The organism is Pseudomonas sp. IT-P44 (genome assembly GCF_949768225.1).
Classification (GTDB): Bacteria; Pseudomonadota; Gammaproteobacteria; order Pseudomonadales; family Pseudomonadaceae; genus Aquipseudomonas; species Aquipseudomonas migulae.
This window is the reverse complement of record NZ_CATKQM010000035.1, coordinates 37,783-52,091: the sequence shown is the minus strand read 5'-3', so window position 1 is coordinate 52,091 and position 14,309 is coordinate 37,783. Positions and strand designations below refer to the sequence as shown.

The following is a 14,309-nucleotide window of genomic DNA, read 5'->3' as shown; positions in this document are numbered from 1 at the left end:
TCCATCAATGGTCGGTGTTTTTGCAGTATGGTTAGCCACCTGAGCTGGATAAACGCTGCAATACTTCAATCATTTTAAAGTCGGGCTTGATAATGGATTTGTTCCAGGCAATGACCGTGTACGTAAGGGTGGTGGAATCCGGCAGCATGACCGCCGCCGCTTTTCAGTGCGAAATGTCCACCACCATGGTGGGCAATCACCTGCGGGCACTGGAGCAGCGTCTGGGTGTGCGTTTGCTCAACCGTACGACCCGGCGCCAGCGGTTGACGGAATTTGGCACCGCGTACTATCAACGCTGCCTGGAAGTGCTGGGACTGGTGGCCGAATCCGAACGCCTCGCCGAGCAGGCCCTCGACGAGCCGAGCGGCACCCTGCGCATTACCGCACCGTTAACCTTCGGCACGGAAAAACTGGCACCGGCGCTCAGCGAATTCGCCCTGCTGTGCCCACGCGTCAAACTGGATGTGGTCCTCACCAACCGCCGCCCGGACCTGCTTGAAAACGGCATCGACGTAGCGTTTCGCCTGGGCAACATGGAACAGACCAACCTGATTGCCCGTCCACTGGTGGACTACACCCTGACCATGTGCGCATCGCCGATCTACCTGGCGCGTCGCGGCAACCCGGAAAAACCTGATGACCTGCGACACCACGACTGCCTGTCCTTCGCCTACCCGGCCGGTGATGACTGGCAATCGGTGGAAAAGGAATGGCGTCTGAGCGGGGCCGAAGGCGAGGTAGCGGTGGCGGTCAGTGGACCGATGCTGATCAACAGCTCCGCCGGTTTGCATCAGGCGGCACGCACCGGCATGGGCATCGTGCTGTTACCCGACGCCTTGGTAGAACAAGACCTCAAGGACGGAACACTGGTGGCCTTGATGCCGAATTACCCGCCGCCGAGCCGGCCAATGAGCCTGATGTACGCTCAGGATCGCTACCGCTTGCCAAAATTACGCCGTTTCGTCGACTTCGCCATGGCGATGTGGGGCAAGCACTAGGCGGTTGAATGCACCATCGACTAATCTCCTCGACTGGCGGGTCGCTTTGGTCAGGGAGAGCAGTGATGGATGGGGCCTCGGATATTGAAGCGTTGAAGTTCAATCTGTCGGATTTGAACGAAGACATGCTGCACACCATCCTGGAACTGGTCAGTGATGGCATCTGGGACTGGAACGCCAATACCGGGTTCGTTTACCGCAACCGCGGCTGGTACGAAATGCTCGGCTATGCGCCTCATTCCCTCAACAACACGGTATTCACCTGGGAATCGGTGATGCATCCCGAGGATTACCCACGGGTCATGGCCCTGTTTGACGCCTACCTGAGCCAACAGGCCCCCGGCTATCAGGCCGAGTATCGCTGCCGCATGCAGGATGGTAGCTATACCTGGGTCGAAGACCGCGGCTACGTGCTCGCCCGCAACGCCGACGGTTCGGTGGCGCGCATGGTCGGTGCGCACCGCAGCATCGAAGACAAGAAGCGCTTGTTCGAAGAGCTTGAACGAAAGAACAAATCCCTCGAAGCCATCGTCGAAGAACGCACCCGCGAGTTATCCCGGGTCAACCAGCAACTGCAGATTCAGCTCGAAGAAAACCGCAAACTGGCGGAAACCGACGCACTGACCACAATCGCCAATCGCCATCGCCTGAGCAAGGACCTGCCTCAGGCATGTGATCGCGCCCAGCGCTTCCGACAGCCGCTGTCGCTGATTGCCATGGACATCGACGACTTCAAGAACATCAACGATCACTACGGTCATGCCTTGGGGGATGCCGCGTTGGTGCAGGTAGTCCAGAGCGTGAAACATTGCGTACGCGACGGCGATTTGCTGGCGCGCTGGGGCGGTGACGAGTTCATCATCATTCTTCCCGATACCCCGTTGGCCGACGCCAGAAACCTCGCGGAGACAATCCGCCATAGCGTCGCCAGTTTGCTGCCAGTGGGAGACTTTCAAGTCACCATGAGTTTTGGCGTCGTACAACGCTTTGAAGAAGAACAACAGACCGGGCTGCTGGCCAGGGCTGATCAAGCGTTGTATCGGTCGAAAGTGGCGGGCAAGAATGTGATTTCGGGGTGAGCGTTTTTTTCGCCCCTCACATCCCCGCCTTCACCAACACCGGTTTCTCTTGATACCGCTCCGGAAACAACTTCTTCAACTGCGCCACTTTCGGTAGATCGTTGATAACGATGTACGGATAGGTGGGGTGTTCAGTCAGAAAGTCCTGATGTTCCTCTTCTGCCGGGTAGAAACCGTTATAGGTTTCCAGTTTGGTGACGATCGGTTTGTTGAACGATTTCGCAGCGTCGAGCTGGGCAATGTAGGCCTGGGCAACACGTTGCTGCTCGCTGTTTTCCGGAAAAATCGCCGAGCGATACTGCGTGCCGTGGTCAGGTCCCTGACGATTGAGTTCGGTCGGGTTGTGAGCCACCGAGAAGTAGATCTGCAACAAGGTGCCGTAGCTGACCTGAGTGGGGTCGAAGGTCACCTCGACCGATTCCGCGTGACCGGTATTGCCGTCGCTGACCCGCTCGTATTGAGCGGTTTCGGCCGCCCCGCCCGCGTAACCGGAGACGGCTTTCTTCACGCCTTTGACATGCTGAAACACACCTTGGACGCCCCAGAAGCAACCGCCGGCGAACACGGCGGTTTCGCTGTGGGCCTGGGTGATTTCGTCGAGTGTGGGTGCGGGGATGATGACCGCGTCTTCGGCGGATCCGAAAGAGAACGCAGAGCATTGGCCGATGACGCCAGCGGCGGCCAGTCCCAACAGGGTGCGACGCAAGGTGAACAGGGTTTTCATGAGGCTGACTCCTGAATCAGTGAAGTGGCGATCAACCGAACGTAAAGGCATACGCCGAGACACCCGGATCGAGAAATTCGATGCTGAACGTCCGATCCGTTACTGCGCCGGACTGGCGCACCAGCTGATACAAACGTTGTTCGGTGACGCTACCGCTGCCATCGGGTGCCACGTCCGTACCGTGGGCATCGCCGGGGGCTTTTCCGTCAATCAGCACTTTGAAACGCACCGGTCTGCCATCTGCGCCGGGGCCCAGTACCAGATGCAAATCACGTGCGTGGAAGCGGTAGACAATGCGACTGGCGGGCGCGCTTGAAGTGGCCCGCTCCGAACCGACCGTCCACTGACCACCCAGGCTCCAGTCATTCAGGGCCAGTTGCGACGGTGGGTTGTAGGTCGTCAACTTGTCGGGAACCAGGCTGGTTTCGGGGACGAAATGCTCCGAGCGCTGGTAGCCGAGATAGGTTTCCGGCGACTGCACTTCGTTCATGTCCGGCGCGAGTTGAACACCCTCGGCATTGGCATTGATCAACCCGTCATCCACCTTGGCGGCACCCGCTTCACGCAGCAATTGCTGGATCACCCGCTCCGACTCGGCGTACTCGCCTTCGCCAAAGTGGTGATAACGAATGCGCCCCTGGGCGTCGGCAAAATAGTGGGCCGGCCAATACTCATTGTTGAAAGCTCGCCAGATCTTGAATTCATTGTCGATGGCCACCGGGTAGTTGATACCCAGGTCCTTCATGGCTTTGGTGACGTTGCCTACGTTGCGCTCGAAGGCGAACTCGGGTGCATGGACGCCGATCACCACCAACCCCTGATCGCGGTATTTTTCAGCCCAGGCTTTTACATAGGGCAAGCTGCGCAGGCAGTTGATGCAGGAGTAAGTCCAGAAATCCACCAGCACTACCTTGCCCTTCAACGCCTGGGCATCGAGTGGTGGCGAGTTGAGCCATTGCACGGCGCCATCCAGCGATGGAAGCTTGCCTTCGATGGGCAGTGTGCCCGGCGCTTTGTCAGCCACGCTCATCGCACCATCAGCAGCCGGGGTTCTCGCCATCATCGCCCCGCTGCCGTTCGGTGTCTTACCGGCCAAACGGCCCACCAGCGCCTGCTCGATACCACCAGTAGATGCCGTGGAAAACCGCGCCAGAATCCCGGTATCAAGCCCCAACGCAATCGCCGCCACACCGGCCAGCATGGCCGCGCCCAAACCTCGACGGACCCACTCGCCAGCACCGATGGAACGCTTCATTGCGGCGAAAACCTTACCGCCCAGCAGCAGCGCAACCGCGAGGGAAGTGGCGGCACCAGCGGCGTAGGCCAGCAGCAACAGGGTGGTGGCGATGCTTGCCCCTTGCAGCGCGGCGCCGGTTAACAACAGGCCCAGAATTGGCCCGGCACACGGCGCCCAGAGCAGCCCCGTGGCAACACCGATCAAAAACGAAGCACCGGGACGCGGCCGGGCATCGGCGCCCGCCGCCTCCGACAACCGACTGCCAGCCGCCACCAACGGGCGCGTCAGACGTTCGGCCAACTGCGGCAGCAACAACGTCAGCCCGAACAGGGCGACAAACACCAGCGCGAGCCAGCGTCCATACTGATTGAGTTGCACCACCCAACCGCCGCCCACTGCCGCCAATGAAGCGACCAGCGCGAAGGTCAGCGCCATGCCCGCCAACAGCGGCAGGCTGCTCTTCATGAACGGCTGCCCGGTGCGAGCGAAGACAAACGGCAACACCGGCAGAATGCACGGGCTGACGATCGTCAGCACACCACCGAGATAAGCGAGGATCAGAAGCCACATAGCGTCGACCTGCAGGAAATGAGAAAAAAGGAATCAAGCCGCCTGTGGCTTGAAGGTCATCGCCAGACCGTTCATGCAGTAGCGCAGACCGGTAGGTTTGGGCCCATCGTCGAAGACATGGCCCAGATGACCGCCGCAACGCCGGCAGTGAACCTCTTCGCGCAACACGCCAAAGGACCGGTCCTGACGGGTCGCCACCGCCTTGTCCAGCGGTGCCCAGAAACTCGGCCAGCCGGTGTGGCTGTCGAACTTGGTGGCAGAGGAAAACAGCGGCAGATCGCAACCGGCACAGGCAAAGGTTCCATCACGATGCTCATTGTTCAGCGCACTGCTGTAAGCCCGCTCAGTGCCCTCTTCCCGCAGGATTTCGTACTGCTCGTCACTGAGCAGGGCACGCCATTCGCTGTCAGTGTGCGTCACCTCGAAAACCTCCGCCGCGCTGGCCTCGCTGACCAGCGCAGAGCTGGCAGCAAATTTTGGCAATACACCGATCGCCAGGGCTGCAACCCCCAGCCCGCCGCTCGCTACAAGAAATTGTCGCCGTGAAAACATGGCCGTCTCCAAAATCCAAAGTGCCTTTCATGGAACACAGCCTAGGCTTGGGTTGATCGCCAAATCCTCACGGGAAGTTAAACAATTCGTGATAACTCTGGCCCCGGAAAACCCGCACAATGCGCTCATTGCGCCGAAGGATTGAGCTTGATGGAACCGACCAAACGCGTCCTCGTGGTCGAGGACGACCTGCATATCGCCGACCTTATCTGCCTGCATCTTCGTGATGAGCAGTTCGAGGTGGTGCACTGCGCCGATGGCGATGAAGGCATGCGAATGCTGCAGCAAGGGAGCTGGGATGCACTGATCCTCGACTTGATGCTGCCGGGCGTCGATGGCCTGGAAATCTGCCGGCGCGCCCGCGCCATGGCCCGCTACACACCGATCATCATCACCAGCGCGCGCTCAAGTGAAGTGCACCGGATTCTGGGGCTGGAACTCGGTGCCGACGATTACCTGGCCAAACCCTTTTCCATGCTCGAGCTGGTCGCCCGGGTCAAAGCGCTGTTGCGGCGGGTCGACGCCATGGCCCGCAACCTGAAAATGGACGCCGGCAGCCTGATCACGGACGGGCTCGCCATCGACCCGATCACCCGCGACGTGTCCCTTGACGGTCGCCGCCTCGATCTCACGCCACGGGAGTTCGACCTGTTGTATTTCTTCGCCCGCCAGCCTGGCAAGGTGTTCTCGCGCATGGACCTGCTCAATGCCGTGTGGGGTTACAGCCATGAAGGCTACGAGCACACGGTCAATACCCACATCAACCGCCTGCGCGCGAAAATCGAGGCCGACCCGGCACAACCGGTGCGCATCCTCACGGTGTGGGGCCGTGGCTACAAATTCGCGGCCAGGGAGGAACAGCCATGAGGCTGACCCTCACCCAGCGGCTGTCGCTGGTGTTCGCCGTGCTGTTGCTGGTGTGCTGCGGCACCTCGGCATGGATGCAGGTGCGTTCCAACCAGATGCATGAACAGGAAGTGGTGCAAGGGCTGTCGCGGGATCTGGCCCAACACATTGCCCGTGACACCGTGCTGATGGACACCCAGGGCCTGATGCCCAATGCCGTGCGTGACCTGTTCAGCAAACTGATGCTGGTCAATCCCAGTGTCGAGGTTTATCTGCTCGACACCGAGGGCAAGATTGTCGGCAGCGCCGCGCCCGAGGGCCGGATTCATCGCGAGCGGATCGACCTCGCGCCGATCCAGCGCCTGCTCAAAGGCGATGCCCTGCCGATTCTCGGCGACGACCCGCGCAGCGCCGATGCGCGCAAGGTGTTCAGCGCCGCGCCGCTGAAAGTTGACGGCAAGCCGGCCGGTTATCTCTATGTGGTGCTGCTCGGTGAGGACCACGATCGCCTGGCTGAACGCGGCGCCACCAGTGCGGCACTCAATACCGCCCTGTTATCGATCGGGTTGGTCGCACTGCTGTGCCTGATTGCCGGTCTCACCGCGTTTGCACTGATTACCCGACCTTTGCGTCGACTGACCGAAACCGTCAGCCAGTTCGACATCGATGGCGTCCCGGCCACGCCTCCTGAATCAGCGCCGGTGGAAAAAACCGCCAGCCACGATGAAATTGCCATTCTCGACGCGACCTTCCGACAAATGCAGGCGCGCCTCAGTGAACAATGGCGCTCGTTGACCCGCCAGGATCAGGAACGCCGCGAGCTGGTGGCGAACATTTCCCACGACTTGCGCACGCCGCTGGCCTCCCTGCACGGTTATCTGGAAACCCTGTCGCTCAAGGACGCCACGTTGTCCCCCGCAGACCGCCGTCGCTATCTCGGCATCGCCCTGGATCAAAGCCGCAAGGTCGGCGGTCTGGCGCAATCGCTGCTGGAACTGGTGCGCCTGGAACACGGTTTTGTGCAACCGGTGCTGGAGCGCTTCTCCCTGACCGACCTGGTGCAGGACATCTTCCAGAAATTCGAACTGACCGCCGAGGCGCGTCAGGTCGAACTGAAAGCCAACTTTGCCCCCAACGTTGCAGCCGCCTGCGCCGATCTGGGGCTGATTGAACGCGTGCTCACCAATCTGTTCGACAACGCTCTGCGCCACACCGCCCAAGGTGGGGAAGTCGAACTGAGCCTGCGCCCTCAAGGGTCTTTTGTCGAAGTCACCGTCAGCGACACCGGGCCCGGCATCGCGCCAGAGCTGCGCGAAGGGTTGTTCCTGCGCCCTTTCAACATTGGCGGGGCACGGCGCGATGGCGGACTAGGGCTGCGAATCGTGCATCGGATCCTGCAACTGCACGGTCGCGATATCCAGCTGATCGATGTGCCCGGCCGCGGTGCAACGTTCCGCTTCACATTGCCGGTTGATCAGCAAACCGCAGAGCAATGGGCGGTGCGGTCGATGAATCTGAATTCACCGGGGAAATAGTCGCCGCAACCGCTATGATCCCGACTTCACTTTTCGGCAAGGACGCTGCTCGATGCTCAACACCCTGGAAAATACCCCGCTGTGGGTTTATGCAGTATTTCTGCTGCTCTGTTACTACGGCATCAAAGCCCTGTCCCCGACCCGTGAAAGCAAATTTTCGCTGCTGATCACACCGCCGATTTTGTTGGGCTGGTCGCTGTATTCGTTGAATCTGACACCCGACTTCTCACTCTCAATCAGTTGCTGGCTGGCTGCGGTGATCGTGGGCAGCGTCGTCGCACTGGTGATTTTTTCGCGCAAGGGTGTCGAGCTGGATCAAGCGCAAACCGGATTGATCGTGCCGGGCACAGCAAAAACCCTGGTGCTTTACCTGCTGTTTTTCGCTGTTAACTATTACTTTGGCTACCAGGCCGAGGTTGATCCGCAGCACTCGGCCACGCTGCCCATGGTGTTGCTCAAGGCCTGTGCATCGGGCTTTTCGAGCGGTTTGTTCTGCGGACGCTCATTCCGGTTTTATCAAACGTTCCGCTCCCTGAAGCCCGTCATCCTGTAGGAGCCGGCTTGCTGGCGATGGCGGAGGGTCAGTCAATATTGGTATCGACTGACATGCCGCCATCGCCAGCAAGCTGGCTCCTACAAGGTGGTGGTAGCCAGTTCTTTTGCCCGCTCGCCTGTTCACCCGTGACAACGCCGCGCAGGTCCAATAGATTAGGCGGCCTGAAAAAGCCCTGTGCTTTTTCGCCCCAATTCAAGTTAAAGAAGTAGTGAAATTTCAATGTCCGATTCCAATACCGCTGAATCCGTAGTCACCTTGTCGTCCAAAGCGGAATACGAAAACTCCATCAATCTTTCACAGCACGTGCCCCAGGCCAAGACCATCGCCGAGATGGTGCTGGACGCTTTCCAGTCCACCCGGGAAAGCGACCAGATCCGCGAGCTGCGCGCCGCGATTCGCCAGGCCCACGACCGCTTCGACGACGATAAAGCCTATGAATTGATGGGCGAACTCAAGCAACTCAAGGACGCAGAGGCGGCCGATATCGCGGCCCTTGAAGACCTGAGCAGCAAATTCTCGATCAGCCGGATCCTTTCCAGCTTCAAGGACGATCCTGCGTTTCAGGAAATCGTCTACGGTCTGGCCCTGAAAGTACTGAACCAGACGCATCAGGCCATCAGCAACCCAACCAGTGGCAAGAGCAAAACGGCCCGCGCCAAGAAAGATGTCGAAGTGTTCACCATCAGCAAGGACGGGATCAGCGTCACGCTGCCGCTGCGCACTCCGCGTTCGCGACTCAACGTTGACCGTGAGGCCCTGGAGTTCCTCGGCTTTACCTTTGTCGGCGAAGGCGATGAAGCAGAGCTGGAAAGCGAATCGTTCCTGGACAGTAGCGGAACCGAACACGCCGTTAACCGCAAAAACATCATCACCGCGCTTCAGCAGCAAACCGCGTTCGATGGCTACAGCATCGCCGCGCAGTAACACTTCCCGCTCAGCAGCGCCTCAAGCGCCACTGACCTAAAAGCCCCGCCCTAGAGCGGGGCTTTTTATTGCCCGCGATTCCGGCAAAAGCGCGATTACTCTCTGTGTATCGACGCCAGAAAAAAACTTCCCTTAACCCTTGAGCACCACGGGTCCGCCTGCGGGGAACGTCAACTTTCTTTCCAGCCCAAGACCTCAGTGGTGCGATTGCTGAGGTCATCATGCACCCGACCCCCTTGTATCGTCAGTTAGCCAACCACTACCTCGACGCGATCCGCAGCGGCACCTTGAAAACCGGGGAACGCTTCCCCTCCATTCGGCTGATGATGGAAAAACACGCCGTCAGCCTGTCGACCGCGGTGCAGGTGTGCCGGGAGCTTGAGGACTATGGCGTCCTGGAAGCCCGTCCGCGTTCCGGCAACTACATTCGCCAGCCGGACACCTTGCCCAAACCGGTCGTGACCACAACGCCTGCGCCCCTTGATACCGAGGTCTATCTCGGCATTCACGAGCAAGTGTCATCGGTGCTCAAGGCCAGCCAACGCGCGACGGTCAAGGTCAATTTCGCCAGCGCCTACTGCGCGCCGGAACTCTATCCGTTGAAGATTCTGCAAGACCATATGAGCAAGGCATTGCGTCAGGATCAGAAACTGCTGGGTGCGACAGGCCCGACCTGCGGCAACATCGAGTTGCGCAACATCCTTGCCCGGCGAGCGTTGACGGCAAAGGCCAACCTGAGCGCCGAGAAAATGGTGATCACCAACGGCGCGACCGAAGCGATCAACCTGGCCTTGCGTGCGGTGACCCACCCCGGCGACACCGTGGCCGTGGAATCCCCGACCTTTTACGGCCTGCTGCAAATTCTCGAAAGTTTGAACTTGCGAGTGCTCGAAGTCCCGGCAACGGCCCATTCGGGCATCAATCTGTTCGCGCTCGAACAGCTGTTGCAAGGCCCCGAACGGATTCGGGCGCTGATCGTCATTCCCAATCTGCAGAATCCGCTCGGCAGCATCATGCCCGACACCCACAAGGCGCGGCTGGTGCAATTGTGTGCCGAGCACGGCACCGTGCTGATCGAAGACGATACCTACGGTGACCTGGTGGACACCGAGCAGCCGTTATCCACGCTCAAACACTGGGATCGCACCGACAACGTCATCTACTGCGCGTCGCTGAACAAAACGCTGGCGCCGGGCATACGCCTGGGCTGGATCAGCGCCGGGCAGTGGCACGACCGCGTGGAAATGCTCAAACACACGCAGTCCCGAGGTTGTGAAGCGTTGTCGCAACTGGCGGTCAGTGCGTTCATGAAGACGCCGTCCTACGAACGTTACCTGCGCCGCTTGAGGAAAACGCTGACACAGCAGCGCCAGCAGATGAGTGCGGCGATCACTCGCTATTTTCCACCGGGCACCCGCATCACCCATCCACAGGGCGGTACGTTGTTGTGGGTGGAACTGCCTGCTGAACAGGCGTCCATGGCGTTTTTTCATGCGGCGTTGAAGGTGGGCATCCAGATTTTGCCTGGGGATATCTTTTCCAATGCCCAGCGCTTCAGTCACTTTGTGCGGATCGGTTGTGGGGCGCCGTATTCGCCGAAGATTGATGAGGCGCTGGCGACCCTCGGCCAACTCCTCAAAAACCAGAGCTGACGTATTTCCTGTAGGAGCGAGCGGTGCGGCGTTCCGACTTGCCCGCGAAGAACGATAATGCGGTTCTCCTGAATGACCGCGTTATCGTTCTTCGCGGGCAAGCCTCGCTCCTACAGGGAATGCGTTCAGACCGGGGTTTGGTGCAGGCAGATGATGTGCGGATCGTCGTTCCAATGCGGGAAGCGCTCGGCGATCAGCGGGTCATGGCCGGGAATGACGTGGTCTTCGCCGTCGGCCAAACGGTCGATTTCGATAAACGCTTCCAGCGTCTGCGCCAGATCATCAATGATCGGAAACGGACTGCGCTGACGAATGTTCGCCCACAAATGAGCCGCATCCGACGCCAGAACAATCCACCCGCGTGCGGTGTTCACCCGAACCACCTGGCTACCCGGCGTATGGCCGCCCACCGGGTGCAGCGTCACGCCGGGAACCACCTCGACCGTGCCGGTATGCAAGCGCAACCGGCCTTCGAACAACGGTGGCAACGCCGACATCACATCCTCGACCTCGTAGGTTTTGTTCACCGTGCGATGGGCCATTTTCGGACCGGTGCAGAAGCGCAGCTCCGCTTCCTGCAAATGCACCGTGGCTTTCGGAAACAACCCCAGGTTGCCGGCGTGGTCCCAGTGCAAATGGGTGAGGATCAGGTTCTCGACCTGCGCCGGATCGATGTCCAGTTGACGTAGGGAATCTTCCGGCAGGCGATACATCTGACGGTTGCGCCGATCCGCTGTCGCGGGTTGAAAGCACGTGTCGACCACAATCACCTGCTGCTCATTACGAATGACCCAGAAGTAGTAATCCAGCGGCATCGACGCATTCGGATCACCGCAGCAGGCGTCGTAAAGAAAGTTCTCCCGGGCAGTGCGCTGGGCATTGGCGCCGACACGGATGGCGAACACTTCGTACACAGGAACGGACATATTCACCTCCCGATCAGGCCACTGCAGCGGTTTTTAGGGTCGGACGGAAGTCGAAATCGATCTCGTCGCTAATCCCCAGATCCTGCGCCAGACGATGCAGGCCGCTGTAGTCGCGCATGATCGTGGCGTTCTTGTTGCTCTCCCGGGTGTCGGCAATGATCAGTGCCGCGTCCTCGACGCCGAGCTGCGTCAGAATCGCCTCCCACATCGAGTAGTCCTGAGCGACAAAGGCACTCAGCGCCACCGACAACGTCTGTGCGAAAAATGCCCGTTGAGGCGGCTGCATGTTGGCGTACATGACCTTCGCCACTTCCGCGAGAATCTTGCTGTGGGCATATTCGTCGCGGTTGTGCAGTTCTGCCACGCGGCGGTTTTGCGGCTGAATGGTTTGATCGTCGGCCAGCAGATCCAGGTAAGCGTTGACGCTGATCTCGGCCACTACCGCGAAGGTGATCGCCGCCAGATCGCGCTGCCACTGCTCGGGCAATTCCTCACGCAGCGCGGCAAGACGCAGATAGGTCACCGACGGCGGCAGGTCCAGATCCTGATCGAGCGCTCGATCCTCTTTGGTCCGTTCGATGGCCCGCAGGTGCATGAGCGTGTGGTAGTGCTCGTCGATCAACGTCTGCTGCATCGCTTCGCGAAAATGCCAGTCGTTTTTGCCCAGGTATTGATTGACGATGACGCTCAGCGCAGGGTTCACCACGTGCTCTTCAGCCGTGACCGTGCGCAGGTTGTAGCCGATCCAGCCCCAGGTCACCACGGTGCTTTTGAGCTCGTCGCTCAGGGCCTGGAATTTCGGGTGATGGAAAAACGGCACCATGCACTCTGGGTAATCCGGACGCGCCGGGTCGAACGTTTCGCTGCCCGAGGTCTTGTCCGGTGCGCACACCGTGGCCCTTTTGGTCCAGGCCTGATTGAGCCGCACGACCAGTTGATGATCGACCTTGGCGATCTCGATTGCTGTTTGCATGACGCGATACCTGTAAGACGCGTACCCGCCGAGGGGTACGCCGATGGAATTGTGGGCGACGGATGAATCAGGCCAGCCAGTAGCGGGTCAGGTTTCGCGCCGGGTCAGTGTATCGACTGCGGGCGTGGATCATTCGCCAATTGTCCCAAATCAGCATGCAGCCGTCGGGAATCAGCACCGGCGTGTTGTGCTGGATGAAGTATTCCTCGCCGAGCATCGCGAACCTGGCCAGTGGCGATGAGCTGTTCGTCACCTTCGATTGCTGCAGATCCTCCTCGGAAGGGTTCACATCGCCGTAGTGAAACTGGTTGTAGCTGAAGCGGAAAATGTCCCCGTCCTCTGTAGGCGTCAGGATGTATTCCTTGACCCGCGTTTGCGCCACTTCACCCGGTTTGGCGGTGGCCACGAACTCCACGGGCGTGTCGTCGATCCATTCGCGCAACTCGGGCTCCGTGCGTTCGAGGAATGCCAGGAACTCGATCCCGTCGACCAACCCGGTATGTCCGCCACCGCACGTGGCCTGATGATGACAATGCAGCGCCAGATAACGCGGCGGTGGGCCGTAGACCGGCGCTTCGGTGTGCGGGCCGATGCCGTTCATGCTCTGGGAGTACGGCAACGCTTCGTACCCCGGTTTGCGGGTAATGGCGAAGGCCGTCTGCCCGTTGAATTGCGGAATGATCTGACCGAACGCCTGCAATGTGCCGACGACATCGTAGGCAAATTCGGCCGGGGTCAGTACCGTCCAGCCGCGGGACGACAATTCGTCATGGCGGTGGCCCAGTGAAACGTAAGGTGTAGACGCAACAATCCCTTGATCTGACATGGTGAAGTTCCTGGCGGTTTATCAGGCGTTAACGGTTAAGGTGTAAGCGGCAATGAATTCGCGGCAGGCGTTGCCCGGTCGGTAGCGCTGCTCGTCGATGCTCTGCACGGGGGTGATTTCGGCGGCGGTGCCCGTCAGAAAACACTCATCGAAATCGCCAAGCTCCGTAGGAAGAATGGTGCGCTCGACCACTTGGTAATCCAGCGCCCCGGCCAATTCGATAACGGTCTGGCGGGTGATGCCATTGAGGAAGCAATCGGGTAGCGGCGTGTGCAGCGTCCGGTCCTTGACGAAGAACACGTTGGCGCTGGTGGCTTCGGCGACGTGACCGCGCCAGTCGAGCATCAACGCGTCGTGAAAACCGTTGTTTTCCGCATCGTGCTTGCTGAGCGTGGCGATCTGGTAATGCCCGGACGCCTTGGCTTCGAACGGGCTGCTGCTGGGTGGCGGACGCCGCCACTGCGCGGTCTTCAAGCGAATGCCGCCCATGTGCCCCGCCGGGTCGAAATAGCTCGGCCATTGCCAGCAGGCGATCGCCACATGCACGCGGTTGAAACGAGCCGAGGTCGAGATCATTTCACTGCCGCGCCACGCCACTGGCCGCAGATAACCGTCCGCGACGTTGTTGCGTTGCAGCAGTTCATGACTGGCCGCTTCCAGTTCGGCCAGCTCATAGGGAATCGCGAAATCCATCAACTGTGCCGAGCGATACAGCCGCTCGCTGTGTTCGCGCAGCTTGAAGATCTTGCCGTTGTAGACGCGCTCCCCTTCGTACACCGTACTCGCGTAATGCAGGCCGTGACTCAGCACATGCAGTCGCGCCTGGGACCACTCGACGAACTCGCCGTCGAGCCAGATAAAACCTTCTCGCTGATCAAACGGAATACTGCTCATATCCTTATCTCCTGATG

15 protein-coding genes are annotated in these 14,309 nt (G+C 59.8%); 7 read left to right on the top strand and 8 right to left on the bottom strand.

Annotated elements, in window-relative coordinates; genetic code table 11:
• Positions 1-92 precede the first annotated feature (92 nt).
• Both ACM6IO_RS18365 and ACM6IO_RS18360 read left to right on the top strand, forming a co-directional pair.
• Positions 93-998, top strand: a complete 906-nt coding sequence (locus ACM6IO_RS18365; protein ID WP_008025440.1) for a LysR family transcriptional regulator — start codon at positions 93-95, stop codon at positions 996-998.
• Positions 999-1,063: 65 nt separating this feature from the next.
• On the top strand, positions 1,064-2,077 hold the full coding sequence (locus ACM6IO_RS18360; protein ID WP_008036628.1) for a sensor domain-containing diguanylate cyclase: 1,014 nt from the start codon (positions 1,064-1,066) through the stop codon (positions 2,075-2,077).
• 16 nt (positions 2,078-2,093) lie between these two features.
• Here the strand turns inward: ACM6IO_RS18360 and msrA are convergent, their stop codons facing one another.
• From msrA to msrB, 3 genes are read right to left on the bottom strand one after another with little or no spacing between them, the layout of a single operon-like run.
• The gene (gene msrA, locus ACM6IO_RS18355) at positions 2,094-2,801 is read right to left on the bottom strand and encodes a peptide-methionine (S)-S-oxide reductase MsrA (RefSeq protein ID WP_414911995.1); all 708 of its coding nucleotides are present in this window, start codon (positions 2,799-2,801) and stop codon (positions 2,094-2,096) included.
• A 31-nt stretch (positions 2,802-2,832) separates the two neighbouring features.
• On the bottom strand, positions 2,833-4,608 hold the full coding sequence (locus ACM6IO_RS18350) for a cytochrome c biogenesis protein DipZ (protein WP_414911994.1): 1,776 nt from the start codon (positions 4,606-4,608) through the stop codon (positions 2,833-2,835).
• Between the two features lie 33 nt (positions 4,609-4,641).
• Positions 4,642-5,160, bottom strand: a complete 519-nt coding sequence (gene msrB / locus ACM6IO_RS18345; protein ID WP_223554787.1) for a peptide-methionine (R)-S-oxide reductase MsrB — start codon at positions 5,158-5,160, stop codon at positions 4,642-4,644.
• Between the two features lie 150 nt (positions 5,161-5,310).
• Between msrB and ACM6IO_RS18340 the strand changes: the two genes are divergently transcribed.
• The 3 genes from ACM6IO_RS18340 to ACM6IO_RS18330 are packed head-to-tail and all read left to right on the top strand — an operon-like array spanning position 5,311 to position 8,094.
• Entirely contained in the window at positions 5,311-6,027 is a 717-nt protein-coding gene (locus tag ACM6IO_RS18340) for a response regulator transcription factor (protein WP_008025429.1), read from the top strand.
• A complete protein-coding gene (locus ACM6IO_RS18335) occupies positions 6,024-7,541 on the top strand; it encodes an ATP-binding protein (RefSeq protein WP_414911993.1) in 1,518 nt (505 codons plus the stop codon). The genes ACM6IO_RS18340 and ACM6IO_RS18335 overlap by 4 nt, the downstream gene beginning before the upstream one ends.
• A gap of 52 nt (positions 7,542-7,593) precedes the next feature.
• Positions 7,594-8,094 (top strand): hypothetical protein, encoded by a 501-nt coding sequence (locus ACM6IO_RS18330; protein ID WP_223436064.1) that lies wholly within the window; start codon positions 7,594-7,596, stop codon positions 8,092-8,094.
• A gap of 28 nt (positions 8,095-8,122) precedes the next feature.
• Here the strand turns inward: ACM6IO_RS18330 and ACM6IO_RS18325 are convergent, their stop codons facing one another.
• Positions 8,123-8,317, bottom strand: a complete 195-nt coding sequence (locus tag ACM6IO_RS18325) for a hypothetical protein (protein ID WP_414911992.1) — start codon at positions 8,315-8,317, stop codon at positions 8,123-8,125.
• Between ACM6IO_RS18325 and ACM6IO_RS18320 the strand changes: the two genes are divergently transcribed.
• Both ACM6IO_RS18320 and ACM6IO_RS18315 read left to right on the top strand, forming a co-directional pair.
• The gene (locus ACM6IO_RS18320; RefSeq protein WP_008025424.1) at positions 8,317-9,021 is read left to right on the top strand and encodes a hypothetical protein; all 705 of its coding nucleotides are present in this window, start codon (positions 8,317-8,319) and stop codon (positions 9,019-9,021) included. The genes ACM6IO_RS18325 and ACM6IO_RS18320 overlap by 1 nt on opposite strands.
• 221 nt (positions 9,022-9,242) lie before the next feature.
• Positions 9,243-10,673, top strand: a complete 1,431-nt coding sequence (locus ACM6IO_RS18315) for a PLP-dependent aminotransferase family protein (RefSeq protein ID WP_226298639.1) — start codon at positions 9,243-9,245, stop codon at positions 10,671-10,673.
• Positions 10,674-10,798: 125 nt separating this feature from the next.
• On the opposite strand, the gene ACM6IO_RS18310 is transcribed toward ACM6IO_RS18315, so the two are convergent.
• The 4 genes from ACM6IO_RS18310 to ACM6IO_RS18295 form a co-directional block, all read right to left on the bottom strand.
• Entirely contained in the window at positions 10,799-11,599 is an 801-nt protein-coding gene (locus ACM6IO_RS18310) for an N-acyl homoserine lactonase family protein (RefSeq protein WP_414911991.1), read from the bottom strand.
• Positions 11,600-11,612: 13 nt separating this feature from the next.
• A complete protein-coding gene (locus ACM6IO_RS18305) occupies positions 11,613-12,572 on the bottom strand; it encodes a diiron oxygenase (protein ID WP_414911990.1) in 960 nt (319 codons plus the stop codon).
• 67 nt (positions 12,573-12,639) lie between these two features.
• On the bottom strand, positions 12,640-13,398 hold the full coding sequence (locus ACM6IO_RS18300) for a TauD/TfdA family dioxygenase (protein WP_008025417.1): 759 nt from the start codon (positions 13,396-13,398) through the stop codon (positions 12,640-12,642).
• A gap of 21 nt (positions 13,399-13,419) precedes the next feature.
• A complete protein-coding gene (locus tag ACM6IO_RS18295; RefSeq protein ID WP_414911989.1) occupies positions 13,420-14,292 on the bottom strand; it encodes a branched-chain amino acid aminotransferase in 873 nt (290 codons plus the stop codon).
• Positions 14,293-14,309: the final 17 nt, after the last annotated feature.

Excerpts from the sequence above, each read along its gene's own strand:
- ACM6IO_RS18335 (WP_414911993.1), top strand. The coding sequence starts at position 6,024 with ATGAGGCTGACCCTCACCCAGCGGCTGTCGCTGGTGTTCGCCGTGCTG.
- ACM6IO_RS18320 (WP_008025424.1), top strand. The coding sequence starts at position 8,317 with ATGTCCGATTCCAATACCGCTGAATCCGTAGTCACCTTGTCGTCCAAA.
- ACM6IO_RS18360 (WP_008036628.1), top strand. The coding sequence starts at position 1,064 with ATGGATGGGGCCTCGGATATTGAAGCGTTGAAGTTCAATCTGTCGGAT.
- ACM6IO_RS18315 (WP_226298639.1), top strand. The coding sequence starts at position 9,243 with ATGCACCCGACCCCCTTGTATCGTCAGTTAGCCAACCACTACCTCGAC.
- ACM6IO_RS18340 (WP_008025429.1), top strand. The coding sequence starts at position 5,311 with ATGGAACCGACCAAACGCGTCCTCGTGGTCGAGGACGACCTGCATATC.
- ACM6IO_RS18365 (WP_008025440.1), top strand. The coding sequence starts at position 93 with ATGGATTTGTTCCAGGCAATGACCGTGTACGTAAGGGTGGTGGAATCC.
- msrB (WP_223554787.1), bottom strand. The coding sequence starts at position 5,160 with ATGTTTTCACGGCGACAATTTCTTGTAGCGAGCGGCGGGCTGGGGGTT.
- ACM6IO_RS18305 (WP_414911990.1), bottom strand. The coding sequence starts at position 12,572 with ATGCAAACAGCAATCGAGATCGCCAAGGTCGATCATCAACTGGTCGTG.
- ACM6IO_RS18300 (WP_008025417.1), bottom strand. The coding sequence starts at position 13,398 with ATGTCAGATCAAGGGATTGTTGCGTCTACACCTTACGTTTCACTGGGC.
- ACM6IO_RS18330 (WP_223436064.1), top strand. The coding sequence starts at position 7,594 with ATGCTCAACACCCTGGAAAATACCCCGCTGTGGGTTTATGCAGTATTT.
- msrA (WP_414911995.1), bottom strand. The coding sequence starts at position 2,801 with ATGAAAACCCTGTTCACCTTGCGTCGCACCCTGTTGGGACTGGCCGCC.
- ACM6IO_RS18350 (WP_414911994.1), bottom strand. The coding sequence starts at position 4,608 with ATGTGGCTTCTGATCCTCGCTTATCTCGGTGGTGTGCTGACGATCGTC.
- ACM6IO_RS18295 (WP_414911989.1), bottom strand. The coding sequence starts at position 14,292 with ATGAGCAGTATTCCGTTTGATCAGCGAGAAGGTTTTATCTGGCTCGAC.
- ACM6IO_RS18310 (WP_414911991.1), bottom strand. The coding sequence starts at position 11,599 with ATGTCCGTTCCTGTGTACGAAGTGTTCGCCATCCGTGTCGGCGCCAAT.